The sequence below is a fragment of the Raineyella fluvialis genome, assembly GCF_009646095.1.
Lineage (GTDB): Bacteria > Actinomycetota > Actinomycetes > Propionibacteriales > Propionibacteriaceae > Raineyella > Raineyella fluvialis.
Window position 1 is genome coordinate 276,938 of record NZ_CP045725.1, and the last position, 20,255, is coordinate 297,192.

At 65.1% G+C, this 20,255-nt stretch carries 12 protein-coding genes, 3 rRNA genes and 2 pseudogenes; 4 read left to right on the forward strand and 13 right to left on the reverse strand.

All coding sequences use genetic code 11. The annotated features are described in order from the left end of the window. Positions 1–81 precede the first annotated feature (81 nt). Entirely contained in the window at positions 82–1,446 is a 1,365-nt protein-coding gene (locus Rai3103_RS18315; RefSeq protein ID WP_194793218.1) for a PspC domain-containing protein, read from the forward strand. Then, the gene (locus Rai3103_RS01265) at positions 1,443–1,655 is read left to right on the forward strand and encodes a hypothetical protein (protein ID WP_153571050.1); all 213 of its coding nucleotides are present in this window, start codon (positions 1,443–1,445) and stop codon (positions 1,653–1,655) included. Before Rai3103_RS18315 ends, Rai3103_RS01265 begins: the two co-directional genes overlap by 4 nt. Before the next feature lie 85 nt (positions 1,656–1,740). Here Rai3103_RS01265 and guaA read toward each other — a convergent pair whose 3' ends face one another. Beyond that, positions 1,741–3,324, reverse strand: a complete 1,584-nt coding sequence (gene guaA, locus Rai3103_RS01270; protein WP_153571051.1) for a glutamine-hydrolyzing GMP synthase — start codon at positions 3,322–3,324, stop codon at positions 1,741–1,743. Between the two features lie 108 nt (positions 3,325–3,432). Here guaA and cysK point away from each other — a divergent pair, with 108 nt between their 5' ends. Beyond that, positions 3,433–4,359 carry a cysteine synthase A gene (gene cysK, locus Rai3103_RS01275; protein ID WP_153571052.1) on the forward strand — a complete coding sequence of 309 codons (927 nt, stop codon included), beginning with the start codon at positions 3,433–3,435 and terminating at the stop codon, positions 4,357–4,359. Between the two features lie 121 nt (positions 4,360–4,480). On the opposite strand, the gene Rai3103_RS01280 is transcribed toward cysK, so the two are convergent. The 12 genes and pseudogenes from Rai3103_RS01280 to Rai3103_RS01335 form a co-directional block, all read right to left on the reverse strand. Continuing rightward, positions 4,481–5,719 (reverse strand): ABC transporter ATP-binding protein, encoded by a 1,239-nt coding sequence (locus tag Rai3103_RS01280; protein ID WP_153571053.1) that lies wholly within the window; start codon positions 5,717–5,719, stop codon positions 4,481–4,483. 48 nt (positions 5,720–5,767) lie between these two features. Beyond that, the gene (locus Rai3103_RS01285) at positions 5,768–6,610 is read right to left on the reverse strand and encodes a carbohydrate ABC transporter permease (RefSeq protein WP_153571054.1); all 843 of its coding nucleotides are present in this window, start codon (positions 6,608–6,610) and stop codon (positions 5,768–5,770) included. Between the two features lies 1 nt (position 6,611). Then, positions 6,612–7,562, reverse strand: a complete 951-nt coding sequence (locus tag Rai3103_RS01290; RefSeq protein WP_153571055.1) for a carbohydrate ABC transporter permease — start codon at positions 7,560–7,562, stop codon at positions 6,612–6,614. Then, the gene (locus tag Rai3103_RS01295) at positions 7,559–8,878 is read right to left on the reverse strand and encodes a sugar ABC transporter substrate-binding protein (RefSeq protein WP_153571056.1); all 1,320 of its coding nucleotides are present in this window, start codon (positions 8,876–8,878) and stop codon (positions 7,559–7,561) included. The genes Rai3103_RS01290 and Rai3103_RS01295 overlap by 4 nt, the downstream gene beginning before the upstream one ends. Before the next feature lie 205 nt (positions 8,879–9,083). Further along, the gene (locus tag Rai3103_RS01300) at positions 9,084–9,374 is read right to left on the reverse strand and encodes a chorismate mutase (RefSeq protein ID WP_153573548.1); all 291 of its coding nucleotides are present in this window, start codon (positions 9,372–9,374) and stop codon (positions 9,084–9,086) included. Between the two features lie 258 nt (positions 9,375–9,632). Beyond that, positions 9,633–9,749: ribosomal RNA gene (rrf, locus tag Rai3103_RS01305) — 5S ribosomal RNA — on the reverse strand. A 135-nt stretch (positions 9,750–9,884) separates the two neighbouring features. After that, a 23S ribosomal RNA gene (locus Rai3103_RS01310) occupies positions 9,885–12,968 on the reverse strand. Positions 12,969–13,356: 388 nt separating this feature from the next. After that, positions 13,357–14,873, reverse strand: a 16S ribosomal RNA gene (locus Rai3103_RS01315). The 16S, 23S and 5S rRNA genes sit together here, the layout of an rRNA operon. Before the next feature lie 937 nt (positions 14,874–15,810). Beyond that, positions 15,811–16,919: pseudogene (locus Rai3103_RS01320) on the reverse strand (GuaB3 family IMP dehydrogenase-related protein). Positions 16,920–17,021: 102 nt separating this feature from the next. Then, positions 17,022–18,607 (reverse strand): annotated as a pseudogene (gene guaB / locus Rai3103_RS01325) (IMP dehydrogenase). Positions 18,608–18,689: 82 nt separating this feature from the next. Beyond that, positions 18,690–19,160, reverse strand: coding sequence for an NUDIX hydrolase (locus Rai3103_RS01330; protein ID WP_153571057.1), 471 nt, complete (start codon positions 19,158–19,160; stop codon positions 18,690–18,692). Continuing rightward, complete coding sequence (locus Rai3103_RS01335) at positions 19,160–19,858, reverse strand: alpha/beta fold hydrolase (RefSeq protein ID WP_153571058.1); 699 nt, start codon at positions 19,856–19,858, stop codon at positions 19,160–19,162. The genes Rai3103_RS01330 and Rai3103_RS01335 overlap by 1 nt, the downstream gene beginning before the upstream one ends. Before the next feature lie 33 nt (positions 19,859–19,891). On the opposite strand from Rai3103_RS01335, the gene Rai3103_RS01340 reads away from it, so the two are divergent. After that, a complete protein-coding gene (locus Rai3103_RS01340) occupies positions 19,892–20,173 on the forward strand; it encodes a hypothetical protein (protein WP_153571060.1) in 282 nt (93 codons plus the stop codon). Positions 20,174–20,255: the final 82 nt, after the last annotated feature.

The following is a 20,255-nucleotide window of genomic DNA, read 5'->3' on the forward strand; positions in this document are numbered from 1 at the left end:
CGCGCCCGGGAGGAGTTGTCCCGGCCAATATGGGGGATGTGCCCGATGGTCCACGACGCGGGCGCGAGACAGGATGGTGGTGTGGAGCCGGTGATCACCATGCATCGACCCGCGACCGGATCACCGATCGCGGGCGTCTGTGCTGCCATCGCCGACCGCACCGGGATCGATCCGCTGATCATCAGGGTCGCCGCGGTGGTGCTCGCGGTGAGTTCCGGCATGGGCGTGGTGCTCTACCTGACCGGCTGGCTGCTCATCCCCCTCGAAGGCCACGAGCGCGGGCCACTCCTCGAGACCTTCCCGGCGCTGAGCCGTGCCCCACGCTGGGCGCTGATCAGCGCCGTGGCCGTCGCCGTCGTCGCAGTCGCGGCCGCCCTGGGCAGCGTCACCTCCCTGTCGTTCTTCCCAGCCGTCGTCCTGGGCCTCGTCTACTACTTCGGTGTCCACCAGCCGCGGCGTCAGCGCCGGGTGCCGGAAGCCTCCGCCCCTCCGGTCGTTCCGCCGGATCCCACCGGGCAGCGTCCGGCGGGGCCGGTACCGCCGCCCCAAGGGTTCGGCCAGGTCCCCCCGGTGATGCCGGCACCACGATTCGGTCCCGCGCAGCCGTTCGGGGCCCCTCCCCAGGTCCCTGCCTCGGAGGCCGAGACCCCCACGGCGGTGCGCCCCGCGGCCCCGCGGCCCGCGACCCCGCGCCCCGGCCCGGCCCAGCAGGGCGCTCCCACGTACTACGACCACGCGATGCGCGCCTACCTCACCAATCCCGACCCCATTGGCCTCTACGCCCCGCCACCACGTCCCCGGGCGCCTCGGCTGCCCGACCCACAGCGGGTCGGCAAGCGTACGCTCGCCCTCGTCACCCTGACCTCAGTGGGCCTGCTGTGGACCTTCCTGTCCCTGCTCGCCTCGACCGGACATCCGGTGCCCGCCTTCGTCTGGGCCGCCTCGGCCCTGCTCGTGGTCGGCGCCGCACTGGTCATCGGCGCCTGGGTCGGGCGACCGCGGGGGCTGATCGCGGTGGCAGTGATCCTCGGACTCCTCGCCACGGCGGGCGCCTACCAGCACGATCACCCGCATCTGATGCAGCAGCCGGGCGCTGCCGCCGCACCGATCGCGCTGGCCTACACCAGCGACCAGAGCGTGCCGGCGGCGGACGCCTGGGACTTCGGCCGCGTCACCGTCGACCTCTCCGGTCTGGACACCACCCGGAACATCACGTACGACGCCCACATGGGGGCCGGCTCGCTGACGATCCTGGTGCCGAGCGACGCGCGCGTCGTCGTCAACGCGAAGGTCGGCATGGGCACGCTGCAGGTGGGTGACCAGTACGCCACCTCGTCCCAGGAGACCGCCACGACCCGCGTCCTGTCCTCCGGCGGCACCGGGGCACCGACCGTCACCGTGAACGCCGCCACCGACCTCGGCGAACTGGTGGTGAAGGCGCCATGAGCGGTCGCCGCACCCCGCCCCGCCGCTCCCGGCGCCGCACCGATGTATTGTCGCTGGTCCTCGGACTGCTGGCGATCATCTACGGCGCTGCCATTCTGTGGACGCGGATGGTCCACCCCTTCGACCGCGAACTGATCAGCATCGCGGCGCCCGCAGCTCTCGTCGTCATCGGTGTCATCGGCCTGCTCGCCGGGGGCAACCGGAGCTGACTACCGCTACGTCGGGACGGCAAAGGGGACGGGCCACGCGGCCCGTCCCCTTTTCACTCTCCGCCCCCTGGTCGGAGGCGAGGGCTCACTCCCACTCGATGGTGCCCGGCGGCTTGCTCGTCACGTCGAGGACCACCCGGTTGACCTCGCGGACCTCATTGGTGATCCGCGTCGAGATCCGCTCCAGCAGGTCGTACGGGAGTCGGCCCCAGTCGGCCGTCATGGCGTCCTCGCTGGTGACCGGTCGCAGCACGACCGGGTGGCCGTACGTGCGGCCGTCGCCCTGCACGCCGACGGAGCGTACGTCCGCGAGCAGCACCACCGGGAACTGCCAGATGTCACGGTAGAGGCCGGCGACCTCGAGTTCCTCGCGCGCGATCGCGTCAGCCCGGCGCAGGATCGCCAGGCGCTGCTCGGTGACCGCCCCGATGATGCGGATGGCGAGGCCGGGGCCGGGGAAGGGCTGGCGCCACACCATCGCCTCGGGCAGGCCGAGCTCCGTACCGACGGCGCGGACCTCGTCCTTGAACAGGGTGCGCAGCGGTTCGACCAGCTTGAACTGCAGGTCGTCGGGCAGCCCGCCGACGTTGTGGTGGGACTTGATGTTCGCGGCGCCCTCGCCACCGCCGGACTCGACCACGTCCGGGTACAGCGTGCCCTGGGCGAGGAACTCGATCGGCTCGTCGGCGTTGAGCTCTCGGGTCGCCTCCTCGAACGCCCGGATGAACTCGCGGCCGATGATCTTGCGCTTGGTCTCCGGGTCGGTGACCCCGTCCAGTTCACGCAGGAAGACGTCCGCGACGTTCTTCACCACGAGCCGCACGTCGGTCGCCGCGACGAAGTCCTGCTCGACCTGCTCGGCCTCGCCCTCACGCAGCAGGCCGTGGTCGACGAAGACGCAGACGAGCTGGTCGCCGATCGCCTTGTGCAGCAGGGCCGCCGCGACGGCGGAATCGATGCCGCCCGACAGTCCGCAGAGGACTCGCTTGTCGCCGACGAGCTCGCGGATGCCCGTCACCGCGTCCTCGACGATGTTCGCGGGGGTCCAGTCGGAGGTGCACCCGGCGATGTCGTAGAGGAAGTGCTCGAGGATCTTCTGACCGTGCTCGGAGTGCATCACCTCGGGGTGCCACTGCACGCCGGCGAGCTGGCGGTCCAGATCCTCGTACGCCGCCACCGGGGCACCGGCGGTGCAGGCCAGGGCCGTGAAGCCCACGGGAGGAGCCTGCACGGAGTCGCCGTGGCTCATCCAGGTCCGGAAGCTGGCCGGGACATCGCGCAGCAGGGTGCCCGCCGTCATCACCGTGGTCTCGGTGCGTCCGAACTCTGACAGGCCGGTGCGGGCAACGTCGCCACCGAGGGCCGCCGCCATCGCCTGGAAGCCGTAGCAGATGCCGAACACCGGGATGCCGGCCTCGAAGAGCGCGGCGTCGACCTGGGGCGCCCCGTCCGCGTACACCGATTGCGGGCCACCGGACAGGATCACCGCCTTCGGATGCCGCGCGGCGATCTCGGCAGCGGTGGCCGTGTGCGGCATGATCTCGGAGAAGACCCGCGCCTCCCGGACACGACGTGCGATGAGCTGCGCGTACTGGGCACCGAAGTCGATCACGATGACGGTGTCGTGGGTTTCCGCCCCCGCGGCGCCGGTCGCTGTCTGCTCTGCCATAGGCCGAAGTCTATGACCTCGCCCCCGCGGCAGCGGCGGCGACCGCCGGGCGGCACAGCACATATAGGCGACTTGAATAGAGACCATAAGTTGCTGTATTACTTGGCTATGGCGCTTTACGAGAACATCACCCAGGCTGTGGGGAACACCCCGCTCGTCCGCATCAACCGCCTCTTCGGCGACACCGCGGCCAATGTCTTTGCCAAGCTGGAGTTCTACAACCCCGGTAGCTCGGTCAAGGACCGCATCGGCGTCGCGATCATCGACGCGGCTGAGGCGTCCGGCCAGCTGCAGCCCGGCGGCACGATCGTCGAGGGCACCTCGGGTAACACCGGTATCGCCCTCGCCCTGGTCGGCGCGGCCCGCGGCTACAAGGTCGTCCTCACCATGCCTGAGACCATGTCGGCCGAGCGTAAGGCGCTGCTGCGCGCGTACGGGGCCGAGCTGGTCCTGACCCCCGGCAAGGAGGGCATGAAGGGCGCCGTGGCCAAGGCCGAGGAGATCGCCGCTGAGCGTGGCGGCATCCTGGCCCGCCAGTTCGAGAACCAGGCCAACCCGGAGATCCACCGCAAGACCACCGCCGAGGAGATCTGGAACGACACCGACGGCGGCGTCGACATCCTCGTCGCCGGTGTCGGCACCGGCGGCACCATCACCGGTGTCGGTGAGGTGCTGAAGTCCCGCAAGCCCGAGGTCAAGATCGTCGCCGTCGAGCCGGCCGACTCACCGCTGCTGACCGAGGGCCACGCGGGCCCGCACAAGATCCAGGGCCTGGGCGCGAACTTCGTCCCCAACATCCTCAACCGCGAGGTCATCGACGAGGTCCTCACCGCCACGACCGAGGAGTCCGTCAGCTACGCCCGCGGCGCCGCCACCCAGGAGGGCATCCTGGTCGGGATCTCCTCCGGCGCCGCCCTCAGCGCCGCCGCGAAGGTCGCCGCTCGGCCCGAGAACGCCGGCAAGAACATCGTCGTGATCATCCCGAGCTACGGCGAGCGCTACCTGTCCACCATCCTGTTCGAGGGCCTCGTCTGAGACTCACCAGGACCGGCGAGCCCGGGTCGGGAACCATCGGTTCCCGACCCGGGCTCCTGTCATCCCGGTTCCCGTCGTCCCGGCCGGGCAGAACCGAGGACGCAGCGTACGGCGCCCGGGCTCAGCCCTTGGCCGCCTGGATCTCCGAGACGCGTTCCTCCTCGGCCAGCGCCGTGAGTTCGGCCCCGGCGTCGGCGTCCCGCGTCAGGTTCCTTCCGTCGGCGGGATCGAAGACGTGCACCGTCCGGGTGTCCACCCAGAGCTTGGCGGGCCGCCCGCCCCGGATCCTGCTCGCCGAGTCGAGGGTGACCACGACGTTGGAGGGCATCTCGTCCTGGTCGAGATCGCGGGCCAGCTCGTTCATCAGGGTCTGCACCTTCGGATCCTGCTGGTAGTCGAGGTAGCCGTACTGCTCGTTGCCGAGCCACTCGGTGTGGCTCATCGTCGTCTCGAACGTGGTGCCGTGCGACCGGACGTTGTCGTCGACCAGGGCGTCGTCCTCGAAGAACTCCGGCCGGATGCCCAGGATGACGGTGTCCTTCCCCCGGGCCGCGGCAAGGACGCGATCCGGGACGGCCAGGGGGCCGAGGGGTGTCCGCAGGCTGTTCCCCTCGACCGTGGCGGCGAGGAAGTTCATCGACGGTGAGCCGATGAACCCGGCGACGAACAGGTTGACCGGCTGCTCGTACAGTTCGCGCGGGCTGCCGACCTGCTGCAGCAGGCCCTTCTTCAGTACGGCCACCCGGTCCCCCAGGGTCATCGCCTCGGTCTGGTCGTGGGTGACGTAGACCGAGGTGGTGCCGAGGCGGCGCTGCAACTGGGCAATCTGCGAGCGCATCTGGCCGCGCAGCTTGGCATCCAGGTTGGACAGCGGCTCGTCGAAGAGGAAGGCGTCGGCCTGCCGGACGATGGCCCGGCCCATCGCGACGCGCTGCCGCTGGCCACCGGAGAGGTTGGCCGGCTTGCGGTCGAGGTGGTCGCGCAGGTCCAGCATGTCGGCGGCTTGGCGTACGCGCCGGTCCAACTCCGAGTCCGCGAGCTTGTTCTTGCTGAGCCGCAGCGGGAAGGCGATGTTCTCGTAGACGGTCAGGTGAGGGTAGAGGGCGTAGTTCTGGAAGACCATCGAGAGGTTGCGGTCCCGCGGCGGGATGTCGTTGACCCGCTTGCCGTCGATCGTCAGGTCTCCGGAGGTGATGTCCTCCAGTCCGACGATCATCCGGAGCAGGGTGGACTTGCCGCAGCCGGACGGGCCGACGAGGATCATGAACTCCCCGTCGGCGATGTCGAGGCTGACGCCCTTGACGGCGGTGAAGCCGTCATCGTAGGTCTTCACGAGATTGTTGAGGGAGATTCGGGCCATGGCGGATTTCCTTGACTGTGAAGGGGCTGACGTCGGGTGGACAGGGCGTCAGCCCTTGACCGCGCCTTGGGTGAGACCGGAGACGATCTGGCGCTGGAAGAGCAGCACGACGATGACGATCGGGATGGTGACCACGATCGCCGCGGCCGCGATGGCTCCGGTGGGCTCCTCGAACTGGGAGGCGCCGGTGAAGAACGCCAACGCTGCGGGTACCGGTCTCGCCGCCGAGGTCGACGTCAGCGAGATGCCGTAGACGAAGTCGTTCCAGGCGATGAAGAAGGCGATGATGGCGGTGGTGAAGACCCCAGGCGCCGCGAGCGGGACGATGACCTTGCTGAACGCCTGCCAGTTTGTCGCCCCGTCGACCTGGGCCGCCCGCTCGAGGTCCCAGGGGATCTGCTGGAAGTAGGCGGCCAGTGTGTAGATCGAGATCGGCAGGGTGAGCGAGAGGTACGGGATGATCAGGCCGGGCCAGGTGTCGTACAGGCCGACCCGACGCCACAGATTGAACAGCGGAGTGGTGAGCGAGATGATCGGGAAGATCGACACCCCCAGGGCCGTGTTCAGCACGAGTCGCTTCCCCGGGAAATCGAGCCTGGCGATGGCGTACGCGCAGAACGTCGCCAGCACCACCGCGATGGCGGTCGCTATCAGCGAGATGCCGATCGAGTTGCGCAGCGCCGGGAGGAAGAGGCTCTTCGCGGCGCCGGCGAAGAGGCTGGCGTAGTTGTCGCCGACCCAGTGGGGCGGCAGGAAGGTGCCCGAGGTGACGTCGGAGGACGACTTGAACGACGTGAACAGGATCGAGGCCAGCGGCCACAGCGTGTAGAGCAGGACCACGATCGCGACCAGGCCCCAGAGGACCTTCTGCTTGGTGGAGAGGCTGGTCATGTCACTTCACTCCTCGTCCGGCCAGGTCCACCCTGAAGCCCTTGATGGCGATCACGGAGATCAGGATCACGAGGAGGAACAGGATGACGGACACGGCCGAACCGAGCCCGATCTCCAGTCGCCCGATCGAGGTCCGGTAGGCCAGTAGCGACAGCGCCTCGGTGCCGTACGCGCCGTTGGTCATGATGAAGATGTTGTCGAAGATGCGGAAGGCGTCGAGGGCCCGGAAGAGGACGGCGACCATGATGGCCGCCCTCATGTTCGGCAGGATGACCCGACTCATCCGCTCCCACCACGTCGCCCCGTCGACCTTGGCGGCTTCGGTCAGTTCACTCGGGACCTGCGCCAGGCCGGAGAGCAGCAGCAGGGAGATGAAGGGGGTGGTCTTCCAGATCTCGGACGCCATGATGACGAACAGGGCCGGCCCGGTCGAGCCGAACCAGTCGAACGACGGTCCGATGCCCGGCAACCAGGCGAACCACTTGTTCACGTATCCGGAGTTGATGTCGAACATGTAGAACCAGGCGAAGGCCGAGACGACGGTGATGGTGCCGTACGGGATCAGGATGACCGTACGCAACCAGCCCTTCAGCCCGCGGATCGCGTTGTTCATCACGAGCGCGAGCAGGAAGCCGAGGACGAGTTCCACGGCGACGGTGACGACGGTGATCAGGGCGGTGACGCCGAGATCACGCCAGAAGACATGGTCGCTGAGGACCACACCGTAGTTGGCCAGGCCCACGAAGCGTCGCTCACCCGGGGCGGTGAGGCGATAGTTGAACAGCGAGTCGTAGATGGCCTGGAGGATCGGGTAGATGGTGACGGCGACCATCACGATGAACGCGGGCCCGGCGAGCGTCCAGCCGAGGCGCCGTTCGCCCCGGGCCCGCTCGGTCACCACCCGTCGTGAGGTCCTCGCGGCGGGTGCAGCGGTGTCGACAGCGGTGCTCATAGCAGTCGTTCCCCCTTCAGGACGGCTTGGACGAAGTCCTGGGTGTCCTTGGGCGTACTGGCCGAGACGGAGGACAGTGGCGTCCAGCGCTGCTGGATCGAGGTGCTGATCTCGTTGTAGTACGGGGTCTGCGGCCGCGGCTTGGCCAGGTCGAGGGATTCCCGGATGGTGTCAGCCATCGGGTACTTGGCCCGTACGGCCGGATCGTCGTACGCCGTCTTGTCCGCCGGCGGGTTGCCGTTGGAGACGAAGTAGTACGCCTGGTTCGCCGGGGAGACGATGCACGACACCGCCTGGTAGGCGAGATCGACGTGCTTGCTCTTCGCCCCCACGCCCAGCACGATGCCCCCGAGCGGGGGCGCCGTCGGCTGGTCGGCCTTCACCCGCGGGTAGAGCGCCCACCCCATGTCGTCCACGAGGGACTGCTGGACGCTCCCCTGCTTCACGGCGCTCTGGGTGGCCGCGTAGACGAAGGGCCAGTTCACCATGAAGGAGCCCTTGTCTGCCTGCCAGTTCTTCATCGTGATGCTTTCGTTCTGGGTGGTGATACCAGGACCACCCAGGCCCTTCTGACCGATCGTCCCGATGATCCGAGCGGCTTCCGTCCCGGCGGCGCTGTCCAGTCCGAGCTGGTAGTCGGCACCCGACGCCTGCGGGTTCGTGATGATGTGCTGGCCCTGCGATTCGTAGAGGGCGTTCACCCACACGGTCATCGATTCCGACCGGATCCCTTGGACGCCGAGTTGTTTGCCGGTCTTCTCCGCTGCGGCGATGAGCTGGTCCCAGGTGACGGGCTGCGACATGTCGAGGCCGGCCTGCTGGGCGACGGACTTCTTGTACCAGAGCAACTGGGTGTTGGCCCAGAAGGGGACGGCGACGATCTTCCCCTTCCAGGTCGCGCCCTTGACCGCGCCCTCGACGGCATTCTTCGTCGAGGAGGTGGCCAGATCCTGCGGCACCGGAGCGAGGAAGCCCGGCTCGGCCAGTTCCGGCATGAACGGCGGGTCAAGACTCATGATGTCCAGGGACGAATCCCCCGCAGCGAGCCGCCGTGCCAACTGCTCACGTTGCGAGCTCGCATCGCGGGGAAGGAGCGAGGTCTGGATGGTGTACTTGCCACCCGAGGCGGACGAACACCTCTGGGCGATCTGTGCCTGACCACCGTCGTCGGGGTTGATGTACCAGGTGAGGGTGGGGGACGAGCCCCCTTGATTGGTCGAGCAGCCGCTCAGCGCGACGGTGACGGCCATGCCGGTCGCCACAGCCATCGCCAGCGCCCGCCTTCGTCGCGTACGCGACGTACGAGCCTGATCCATGTGCAGTCCTTCCACACCGTTGTAGAGAGGTCAGCGTCGGGGGTCTACAAAGGAGCTGCAGTGATGTGAATCACTGTGCTCCTGTTCTGACTTTTCCCACGTTCACGCGCAATGTCAAGGATCTGCGAAGGCACATTCGTCTCGGCACGGAAAAGCGGGGACCCGCTATCGGGTCCCCGCTGAGCCTGCCGGTACGGAATAGGGGTCAGGAGGCACCGGGGTGGTCGCGGCGGATGGCCTCGTGGTGGCGGACGACCTCGGAGACGATGAAAGTCAGGAACTTCTCAGCGAACTCCGGGTCCAGGTGCGAATCCTCGGCGAGCGCACGCAGCCGCTGGATCTGCTCAGCCTCACGGTCGGGATCGGCGGCCGGCAGGTCATGGGTGGCCTTCAGCACGCCGACGCGCTGGGTGATCTTGAATCGCTCTGCCAACAGGTGCACCAGGGCGGCATCCATGTTGTCGATGGAGGAGCGCAGACGCCTCAGCTCGGCCATCACGTCATCATTGTCAGCAGCCACGAGCCGACCCTATCCCAGCGGATGCCCTCCGCCTGTGCGGTTCCGCCCCCGAGGCGCGTACGCCGCACGTCGGCGGGAGCAGCCCTCGGTCATCATGGCCACAGGCACGAATGGCCACAGGCACGACACGCTGCGGTCGTCCGGACTGGGGAAATCTTCCGCAATTGCAGAGCGGGCCGACACCGTGAGGGTGTCGGCCCGCTCTGTTACACCACCCGAGGGGTGGTGTGTGTTGTCCGGCGATGTCCTAGTCTCCCACACACTCCCGTGTGCAGTACCATCGGCGCTGGAAGGCTTGACTTCCGGGTTCGGAATGTGGCCGGGTATTTCCCTTCCGCCATGATCACCGTAACACTGTCGAAACAGTTTCACACTATTCAACTGTCACCACCCCGCCCTTACGGGTTGGGTGGCCAGGAACCGTGTGTTTGTGTTCCGGGAACAACATAGTGGACGCGAGTCTTTGCAGCATATTTTCTTGGTGTGTAAGGTAAGCCCTCGGCCTATTAGTATCGGTCAGCTCCACCCATTTCTAGGCTTCCACATCCGACCTATCAACCCAGTCGTCTACTGGGGGCCTTACCAAAAAGTGGGAGTCCTCATCTTGAAGCGTGCTTCCCGCTTAGATGCTTTCAGCGGTTATCACTTCCCAACGTAGCCAACCAGCCATGCTCTTGGCAGAACAACTGGCACACCAGAGGTTGGTCCGTCCCGGTCCTCTCGTACTAAGGACAGCCCTTCTCAAGACTCCTACGCGCACAGCGGATAGGGACCGAACTGTCTCACGACGTTCTGAACCCAGCTCGCGTGCCGCTTTAATGGGCGAACAGCCCAACCCTTGGGACCGACTCCAGCCCCAGGATGCGACGAGCCGACATCGAGGTGCCAAACCATGCCGTCGCTATGGACGCTCGGGCAAGATCAGCCTGTTATCCCCGGGGTACCTTTTATCCGTTGAGTGACGGCGCTTCCACACGCCACCGTCAGATCACTAGTCCCGACTTTCGTCCCTGCTCGACCCGTCAGTCTCACAGTCAAGCTCCCTTGTGCACTTACACTCGACACCTGATTGCCAACCAGGCTGAGGGAACCTTTGGGCGCCTCCGTTACTCTTTGGGAGGCGACCGCCCCAGTCAAACTACCCATCAGGCACTGTCCCTGAACCAGATCATGGTCCGAGGTTAGATAACCAGAACAACCAGAGTGGTATTTCAACAATGACTCCACAACCACTGGCGTGGCCGCTTCAACGTCTCCCACCTATCCTACACAAGCTGTACCGATCACCAATACCAAACTATAGTAAAGGTCCCGGGGTCTTTCCGTCCTGCTGCGCGTAACGAGCATCTTTACTCGTAGTGCAATTTCACCGAGTTCGTGGTTGAGACAGTGCCCGAGTCGTTACTCCATTCGTGCAGGTCGGAACTTACCCGACAAGGAATTTCGCTACCTTAGGATGGTTATAGTTACCACCGCCGTTTACTGGGGCTTAAGTTCAGTGCTTCACCGAAGTTGACACGTCCCCTTAACCTTCCAGCACCGGGCAGGAGTCAGTCCGTATACATCGTCTTACGACTTGGCACGGACCTGTGTTTTTGATAAACAGTCGCTTGGGCCTGGTCTCTGCGGCCATCAACGCTTCACCACGCAAAGGCGGATCACGCATCCGGCCCCCTTATCCCGAAGTTACGGGGGTATTTTGCCGAGTTCCTTAACCACGATTCTCTCGATCGCCTTAGTATTCTCTACTCATCCACCTGTGTCGGTTTAGGGTACGGGCGGCTCATGACATCGCTCACGAAGCTTTTCTCGGCAGCATAGGATCACCCACACCACCACACGAATGTGGCAGTGGCATCAGGTCTCAGACACACAAGGCACGGATTTACCTATACCTCGTCCTACACCTTTACCCTGGGACAACCACCGCCCAGGATGGGCTACCTTCCTGCGTCACTCCGTAGCTTGCCTACTACACGTCTGGGTCGCAGAGTCACTGAACCCGGCCACCCGAAGGTGACATGGGAACAGCTTCCGTGCTCAGCATCGCGCGCCTCGGCAGGGGCGCCATTACACCGGTACGGGAATATCAACCCGTTGTCCATCGACTACGCCTGTCGGCCTCGCCTTAGGTCCCGACTTACCCAGGGCAGATTAGCTTGACCCTGGAACCCTTGGATATTCGGCGGACGGGTTTCTCACCCGTCATTCGCTACTCATGCCTGCATTCTCACTCGCGCACACTCCACGGCCGGGTCACCCCGCCGCTTCACCACGTGCACGACGCTCCCCTACCCATCCACAACTAGTGTGAATGCCATAGCTTCGGCGGATTACTTAAGCCCCGCTGAATTGTCGGCGCAGAATCACTTGACCAGTGAGCTATTACGCACTCTTTCAAGGGTGGCTGCTTCCAAGCCAACCTCCTGGTTGTCACCGCAACTCCACATCCTTTTCCACTTAGTAACCACTTAGGGGCCTTAGCTGATGATCTGGGCTGTTTCCCTCTCGACAATGAAGCTTATCCCCCACTGTCTCACTGCCACGCTCTGGCTTCACCGGCATTCGGAGTTTGGCTGATTTCGGTAAGCTTGTGGGCCCCCTAGACCATCCAGTGCTCTACCTCCGGGAAGAAACACGTGACGCTGCACCTAAATGCATTTCGGGGAGAACCAGCTATCACGTAGTTTGATTGGCCTTTCACCCCTATCCACAGCTCATCCCCCCAGTTTTCAACCTAGGTGGGTTCGGTCCTCCACGACGTCTTACCGTCGCTTCAACCTGGCCATGGATAGATCACTACGCTTCGGGTCTAGAGCATGCGACTCAACGCCCTTATCGGACTCGCTTTCGCTACGACTACCCCACACGGGTTAACCTCGCCACACACCACTAACTCGCAGGCTCATTTTTCAATAGGCACGCCGTCACCCTCACAGGCTCCGACGGCTTGTAGGCGACCGGTTTCAGGTACTATTTCACTCCCCTCCCGGGGTACTTTTCACCATTCCCTCACGGTACTGATCCGCTATCGGTCACCAAGGAGTATTTAGGCTTAGCGGGTGGTCCCGCCAGATTCACACGAAATTCCAGGAGTCCCGTGCTACTTGGGAACCGCCCCATGGAGTGCACACCTTACGTCTACAGGGGTATTACCTGCTCTGCCGGACCTTCCCAGAATCCTTCGACTTCAGCGCACATTTTTGACTCCACGACCCGTCGACAGCCAGGTCAAAGACGGCCCCACAACCCCACGCATGCAACCCCTGTCAGGTCTCACACACACGCAGTTTGGCCTCATCCGCGTTCGCTCGCCACTACTTACGGAATCACTTTTGTTTTCTCTTCCTATGGGTACTGAGATGTTTCACTTCCCCACGTTCCCTCCCACTACCCTATAGATTCAGGTAGAGGTCGCTCCACATGACTGGAGACATTCGAGGTTTCCCTATTCGGACATCCCCGGATCACAGCTCGTTTACCAACTCCCCGGGGCTTATCGCAGGTTACAACGTCCTTCATCGGCTCTTGGTGCCAAGGCATCCACCGATCGCCCTTAGTAGCTTTCCCAACACAAATATCAAGAAAATAAATCTACAAAGATGCTCGCGTCCACTATGAAGTTCTCAAAACACAAACAACACCACAACCACACACACGTGCAGATGCAATCCCGTCCAAGACCACCACCCCCAAAGGGAGCAGCAGCCGCGTCACGCGGCCGAGGTCTCAGGACCCAACAGTGCGCCCCACCCACCACACCACCCCCGGACCCGAAAGCCCACGGACGCGCAGTGACCCCCGCCAGGCCAACCGGCCCAACGGGAGCAGTCAATGTTCCACCCAGAAAACCCTTACCGGCACGCCGGCCACACCACGTGACCGATCCACCGGCAACCACCCCACCCCCACCCACCAACGCGGGCAGACGCGGAATGTTCTGTTTCGGGCTCCTTAGAAAGGAGGTGATCCAGCCGCACCTTCCGGTACGGCTACCTTGTTACGACTTAGTCCTAATTACCAGCCCCACCTTCGACGACTCCCTCCCCAAAGGGTTGGGCCGCCGGCTTCGGGTGTTGCCGACTTTCATGACTTGACGGGCGGTGTGTACAAGGCCCGGGAACGTATTCACCGCAGCGTTGCTGATCTGCGATTACTAGCGACTCCGACTTCATGGGGTCGAGTTGCAGACCCCAATCCGAACTGAGACCGGCTTTTTGAGATTCGCTCACCCTCACAGGCTCGCAGCTCTTTGTACCGGCCATTGTAGCATGCGTGAAGCCCTGGACATAAGGGGCATGATGACTTGACGTCATCCCCACCTTCCTCCGAGTTGACCCCGGCAGTCTCCTATGAGTCCCCAACCGAATTGCTGGCAACATAGGACAAGGGTTGCGCTCGTTGCGGGACTTAACCCAACATCTCACGACACGAGCTGACGACAGCCATGCACCACCTGTAAACCGGCCCAAAGGGAGGCCACATCTCTGCAGCTTTCCGGCATATGTCAAACCCAGGTAAGGTTCTTCGCGTTGCATCGAATTAATCCGCATGCTCCGCCGCTTGTGCGGGCCCCCGTCAATTCCTTTGAGTTTTAGCCTTGCGGCCGTACTCCCCAGGCGGGGCACTTAATGCGTTAGCTACGGCACGGATCACGTGGAATGTGACCCACACCTAGTGCCCACCGTTTACGGCGTGGACTACCAGGGTATCTAAGCCTGTTTGCTCCCCACGCTTTCGCTTCTCAGCGTCAGGAAATGTCCAGAGAACCGCCTTCGCCACTGGTGTTCCTCCTGATATCTGCGCATTCCACCGCTCCACCAGGAATTCCATTCTCCCCTACATTCCTCTAGTCAGCCCGTATCGAAAGCAAGCTCAGGATTAAGGCCTGAGTTTTCACTTTCGACGTGACAAACCGCCTACAAGCTCTTTACGCCCAATAATTCCGGACAACGCTCGCACCCTACGTATCACCGCGGCTGCTGGCACGTAGTTGGCCGGTGCTTCTTCTGCAGGTACCGTCACAAAAGCTTCGTCCCTGCTGAAAGCGGTTTACAACCCGAAGGCCGTCATCCCGCACGCGGCGTTGCTGCGTCAGGCTTCCGCCCATTGCGCAATATTCCCCACTGCTGCCTCCCGTAGGAGTCTGGGCCGTATCTCAGTCCCAATGTGGCCGGTCACCCTCTCAGGCCGGCTACCCGTCGAAGCCTTGGTGAGCCACTACCTCACCAACAAGCTGATAGGCCGCGAGTCCATCCCCCACCGCCGGAGCTTTCCACCCCCACCCATGCAGGCAGGAGTCATATCCGGTATTAGCCACCATTTCTGGTAGTTATCCCAAAGTGAAGGGCAGGTTACTCACGTGTTACTCACCCGTTCGCCACTCGTGTACCCCGAAGGGCCTTACCGTTCGACTTGCATGTGTTAAGCACGCCGCCAGCGTTCGTCCTGAGCCAGGATCAAACTCTCCATCGAAAAAATATCGCAAAACCCCGAAAGGCTGATGCGTCACAATGAAAAGAGATCTGACAATCCCAGACATAAACTGGTCATTACATATCTCAAAGAAATCCGACCATCACCGAAGCAATGGCCGAGGACAACACAAAAACAACATATTGTGATGTCAGACACCCCACAAAGAGGCGCCTATTTGGCATTGACTAAACAAAGCACACTGTTGAGTTCTCAAACATCGGACACACACCTCACCACCCCGGAACAACCCGGAGCCGCTCGGGGCGACCAGATCAACTTTACTCGCCGTTCCCCCTCAAGTCAAATCCGACTTTCAGCAGAACAACCAGCCCCGAAATCCATCCCTGAACCCCAGGATCACCAACCCGTTTCACCGGCCCGGCAACTCGACTTACTTTAGTGAGAACCACACCCGGAGTCAAATCCGAATCCGTGTCCCACCACCCCCCGAAATCACCCCGGAAAACCCCCGAAAAGGCCACCCGAAACAATCCCGAAAAGCTTTCGCCACCACCCCGACAAACACCCGAAAAACAAGCATTCCCCGCGGAAAGCAACTCCCCCACCCTAATGAAGCCACCAACCGGAGTCAAATCCGACCAGCACCCCCACCCACCCCCGAACAGCCGAAAAGAACCGACCACCCACGAGCAGACCCCACCCGACACACAACCGAGAAGGAGAATGAGTACCCCACCACACCACCCCCAGACGAGGGCCCGTGCCGCAGAGCCAGATGAACATTACGCGTACGGGACGCGCCGGTCAAACCCGGAGTCGAGGCCGGTCCCGTTGTCCAGAACGCCGGACGGCAGGACCGCCCGGACGGGCTGAACCAGCCGAGGCCGGACCCGCGACGTGAGCGGATCCGGCCCCGGGAGGACGGCGACGACCCTACGTCCGCGGGAGCGGTCGTACGGTCCGAACAGCAGGTTCAGAGGCGGTGCAGGACCACCTCGACGCGCTGGAACTCCTTGGTCTCGGTGTAGCCCGTCGTGGCGAGAGCGCGCTTGAGAGCGCCGACGAGGTTCATTGTTCCGTCCGCGGTGTGCGAGGGGCCGACCATGATCTCCCGCAGGGATCCCACCGTCGGGAAGTGGACCCGCTCGCCACGCGGGAGTTCCTCGTGCCAGGCCTCGGCGCCCCAGTGGTAGCCACGCCCGGGCGCCTCGTCGGCGGAGGCCAGGGGGGCGCCGACCATCACGGCGTCAGCGCCGACGGCGATCGCCTTGGCGATGTCGCCGGAGCGGCCCACCGCACCGTCGGCGATCACGTGGACGTAGCGACCGCCGGATTCGTCGAGGTAGTCGCGTCGGGCCTCGGCCACGTCCGAGATCGCGGTGGCCATCGGGACCTCGATGCCGAGGACGCGGCGGGTCGCGTGGGTCGCCGCACCACCGAATCCGACCAGCACGCCGGCGGCCCCGGAGCGCATCAGGTGGAGCGCGCTCTGGTAGGTGGCGCAGCCGCCCACGATGACCGGGACGTCGAGTTCGTAGATGAACTTCTTCAGGTTCAGCGGTTCCCGGCGGCTGGAGACATGCTCGGCCGACACCACGGTGCCACGAATGACGAAGAAGTCCGGTCCGGAGGCCACGACATCGTCCGCGAACTCCGCGGTGTTCTGCGGGGACAGGGAGCCGGCGACCGGGACCCCGGCGTCACGGATCTCGGCCATCCGCTCCCGGATCAGCGCCGGCTTGATCGGCTCGGCGTAGATCTCCTGCAGCCTCCGCGTCGCGAGCACCGGGTCGTCCAGGGCGGCGAGTTCCTCCAGAAGCGGCTCCGGGGCGTCGTACCGGGTCCAGAGGCCCTCCAGGTTGAGCACGCCCAGCCCCCGAGGCGGCCCATCTCGATCGCCGTACTAGGGGACATGATCGAGTCCATCGGTGCAGCGATCAGCGGGAAGTCAAAGCTCAGCGCGTCGATCGTCCAGGTGAGGTCGACCTCCTCGATGCCGCGGGTGCGCCGCTGGGGCACGATGGCGATGTCGTCCAGGGCGAACGCGCTCTCGGCGCGCTTGCTGCGACCGATGTCGTACATGACTGCTCCTCCTCGGACCGGGCGCCCGAAGAGCCCCGGCGTGGTCCACGGGCGAACCGGCCCGCGTCGGCTGCGGACGTACGCCCGCGTGGTATCAGACGATCACTTCTCGTGCGCCGAGTAGTTCGGCGCCTCGACGGTCATCTGGATGTCGTGCGGGTGCGACTCGCGAAGGCCCGCACTGGTGATGCGGACGAACCGGCCCTTGGCGTGCAGCTCGGGGATGGTCCGCGCGCCGGAGTAGAACATCGACTGATGGAGGCCACCGATGAGCTGGTACGCGACGGCCGCCAGCGGGCCCTTGTAGGGCACCTGCCCCTCGATCCCCTCGGGATCAGCTTGTCATCGCTGGCGACGTCGTTCTGGAAGTAGCGGTCCTTCGAGTACGAGGCCTTGCGCCCACGGGTCGCCATCGCACCGAGTGAGCCCATCCCCCGGTAGGTCTTGAACTGCTTGCCGTTGACGAAGATCAGGTCACCCGGCGCCTCGGCACAACCGGCCAGCAGCGAGCCCAGCATGACGGTGTCCGCGCCGGCGACGAGTGCCTTGGCGATGTCGCCCGAGTACTGCAGGCCGCCGTCGCCGATAACCGGGACCCCGGCGGGGCGGGCCGCGCGGGCAGCGTCGTGGATCGCGGTGATCTGCGGCACGCCGACACCGGAGACGACGCGGGTCGTGCAGATGGACCCCGGCCCGACCCCGACCTTGATGCCGTCGACGCCCGCCTCGACGAGAGCCTTGGCCCCGTCGTACGTCGCGACGTTGCCGCCGATGATGTCGACGCCCTGGGCGCGCTGCTCCTTCTTGAGCCGCTGGATGATGTCGATCTCGGAGCGGGAGTGACCATGGGCGGTGTCGACCACGATGACGTCGACACCCACCTCGATCAGTGACATCGCGCGCTCCCAGGCGTCGCCGAAGATGCCCACACCGGCGCCGACCCGCAGCCGGCCCTGACCGTCCTTGGTGGCGTTGGGGTACTGGTCGGACTTCACGAAGTCCTTGAGGGTGATCAGCCCGGTCAGCCGGCCGTGGTCGTCGACCAGTGGGAGCTTCTCGATCTTGTGCTTGGCGAGCAGGCCGAGGGCCTCGTCACCGGAGATGCCGACTCGTCCGGTCACCAGCGGCATCTTGGTCATCACCTCGGAGACCTTGCGCGTCGGGTCGGACTCGAAGCGCATGTCACGGTTGGTGATGATGCCGACGAGCTTCATGTCGCCCTCGACGACGGGCACGCCGGAGATGCGGAAGTGCGCACAGATCCTGTCGACGTCCTTGAGCGTGGCGTCCGGCGCGATCGTGATCGGCTGGTCGACCATGCCGGCCTCCGAGCGCTTCACCTGGTCGACCATGCCCGCTTGGTCTTCGACGGAGAGGTTGCGGTGCAGGACGCCGATGCCTCCCTCCCGAGCCATCGCGACGGCCATCCGGGTCTCGGTCACGGTGTCCATGGCGGCGCTGATCAGCGGCACCTTGAGCTCGATGTTCTTCGTGAGGCGAGAGGTGGTGTCCACCTCGGAGGGGATCACGTCCGACTCGTTGGGCTGCAGCAGCACGTCGTCGAACGTGAGACCGAGCACCGCGAACGGGCTGGGAACCTGTGACGTGACCAGATCACCGAAATCCGACACTGTGAACCTTTCGCTGGAGTTGCAGCGCGCCCTCCGCCGTGCGGCGCCCCACCTCATGCTAGCCCTCGTCCCTCAGGGCACCGGTGCGCCGACGCCAGACGGCACGACACCCTAGACCTGCGACGGGCCAGCGGCCCCCTCAGCAGCCGAGTGTGTCTCGCAGGCGGTGCAGGAAAGGGACCTGCGACCGTACGATCCGCTCCTCGGCCTCCTCGGGGGTGAGCCAGGCGCCGCGGTCGGCCTCGGGGAACTCCTGCATCCGCCCACTGCGTGGCGGCCACTCGAGGCCGAAGGTGTTGCTCTCCCGGAAGGCGAGCGCGGGGTCGGCCTCGACCGCGTACGCCCTGATCACCTTCGCACCACTGCGGACCGTCCCGAGGTCGACCAGTTCACCGGCGGGCGCCGGCACGCCCACCTCCTCGGTGAACTCGCGGCGCGCGACCGCCCGGAGGTCGTCCTCCTCACCGGCTTCGGCCAGGCCCTTCGCGAGTGACCAGGCCGCGGTGTCCTTGCGGGCCCAGAACGGTCCGCCCATGTGCACCAGGAAGACACGCAGACCCTCACTGTCGCGGTACCACGGCAGTAAACCGGCGCTGAGGACGGCAGGCATCAGGCCCGCGTGAGCGAAGTGACGAAGTCAGCGATGATCGCGTTGAAGGCCTCCGGGTCCTCCTGGTGCGGCCGCGCACCTGCGGCGATGGCGCGAGCGGTGCCCTGCGGCAAGCGCCCGGCGAGCTGTTCGGCCACCTCCCGGGCGGCACGATCCGCCTCGGGGTAGAGGACGAGGACGGGGCAGTCGACCTGCTCGGGCGCGTCGCCGAGGTCGAGAGTGGCGAGCATGTCCATGGCCGCGAGCAGGCGGTCCTTGTCGATGTTCTGCGCGGCCAGCCGACCGCGGGGCATCAGCCGCAGGGCCGTACGCTGCCGGCGCAGCTCCCGCCCGCCCGGCGCGACGAGGGGGTTGACCAGCACGAGCCCGCGGACCAGGGCCGGGCTGTCCGCGGCGCAGCGCAGCGCGACCGTCGCACCGAGCCCCATGCCGACCATCGCGAACGACTCGACGCCGTGTTCGAGGGGGATCACGCTCAACGCGTCCGCCGCGGCCTGGAGGTCGAAGACGTCCTTGTCGATCGGCTTCATGCCCCGCAGCCAGGGGGTGAGCGGTCGCCATCCGTCGGGCAGGGCGCCGACCTGGTCCTGCCAGGTCAGTGGGGTGTCGGCCATGTCGTGGAGGAAGACGAGGATGTCCTCCGGGCGTGGCGGCACCGGGGCGTCCGGCTGGTCGAAGGGCGGCAGCGACTCTGACATGACCCCCACTCTAAGGGCCGTACGCTGGGCGCCATGGATTCAGGTGACAGCACGGCTTCCCGGGCGGGCAAGGATTCCGGGGCGGGGCTCTCCCCCGCCGACCGTACGGCACTGGTCAGCGCCGGCACGCAGATGATCCGAAGCCTCGAGGCATGTGCCGCCGCCCTCGACCGGCTGGGCGAGGAGGCCCGCAAGCAGCACGCCGGGGGCGCGACGGTGGAGCAGATCGCGGAGGCGCTCGAGGTGAGCGTCGAGTTCGCCACGGCGCTGGTGTCGACCGACCGGCGGCCCACCGTCCGGCTCCAGCTCCCCTAGCCTTTCGGCAGGGAACGCGGAACGGGGGCCCCCGAAGGGACCCCCGTCTCGCGCAGTTGGTGATCGCGGCGCCGCAGCGCCG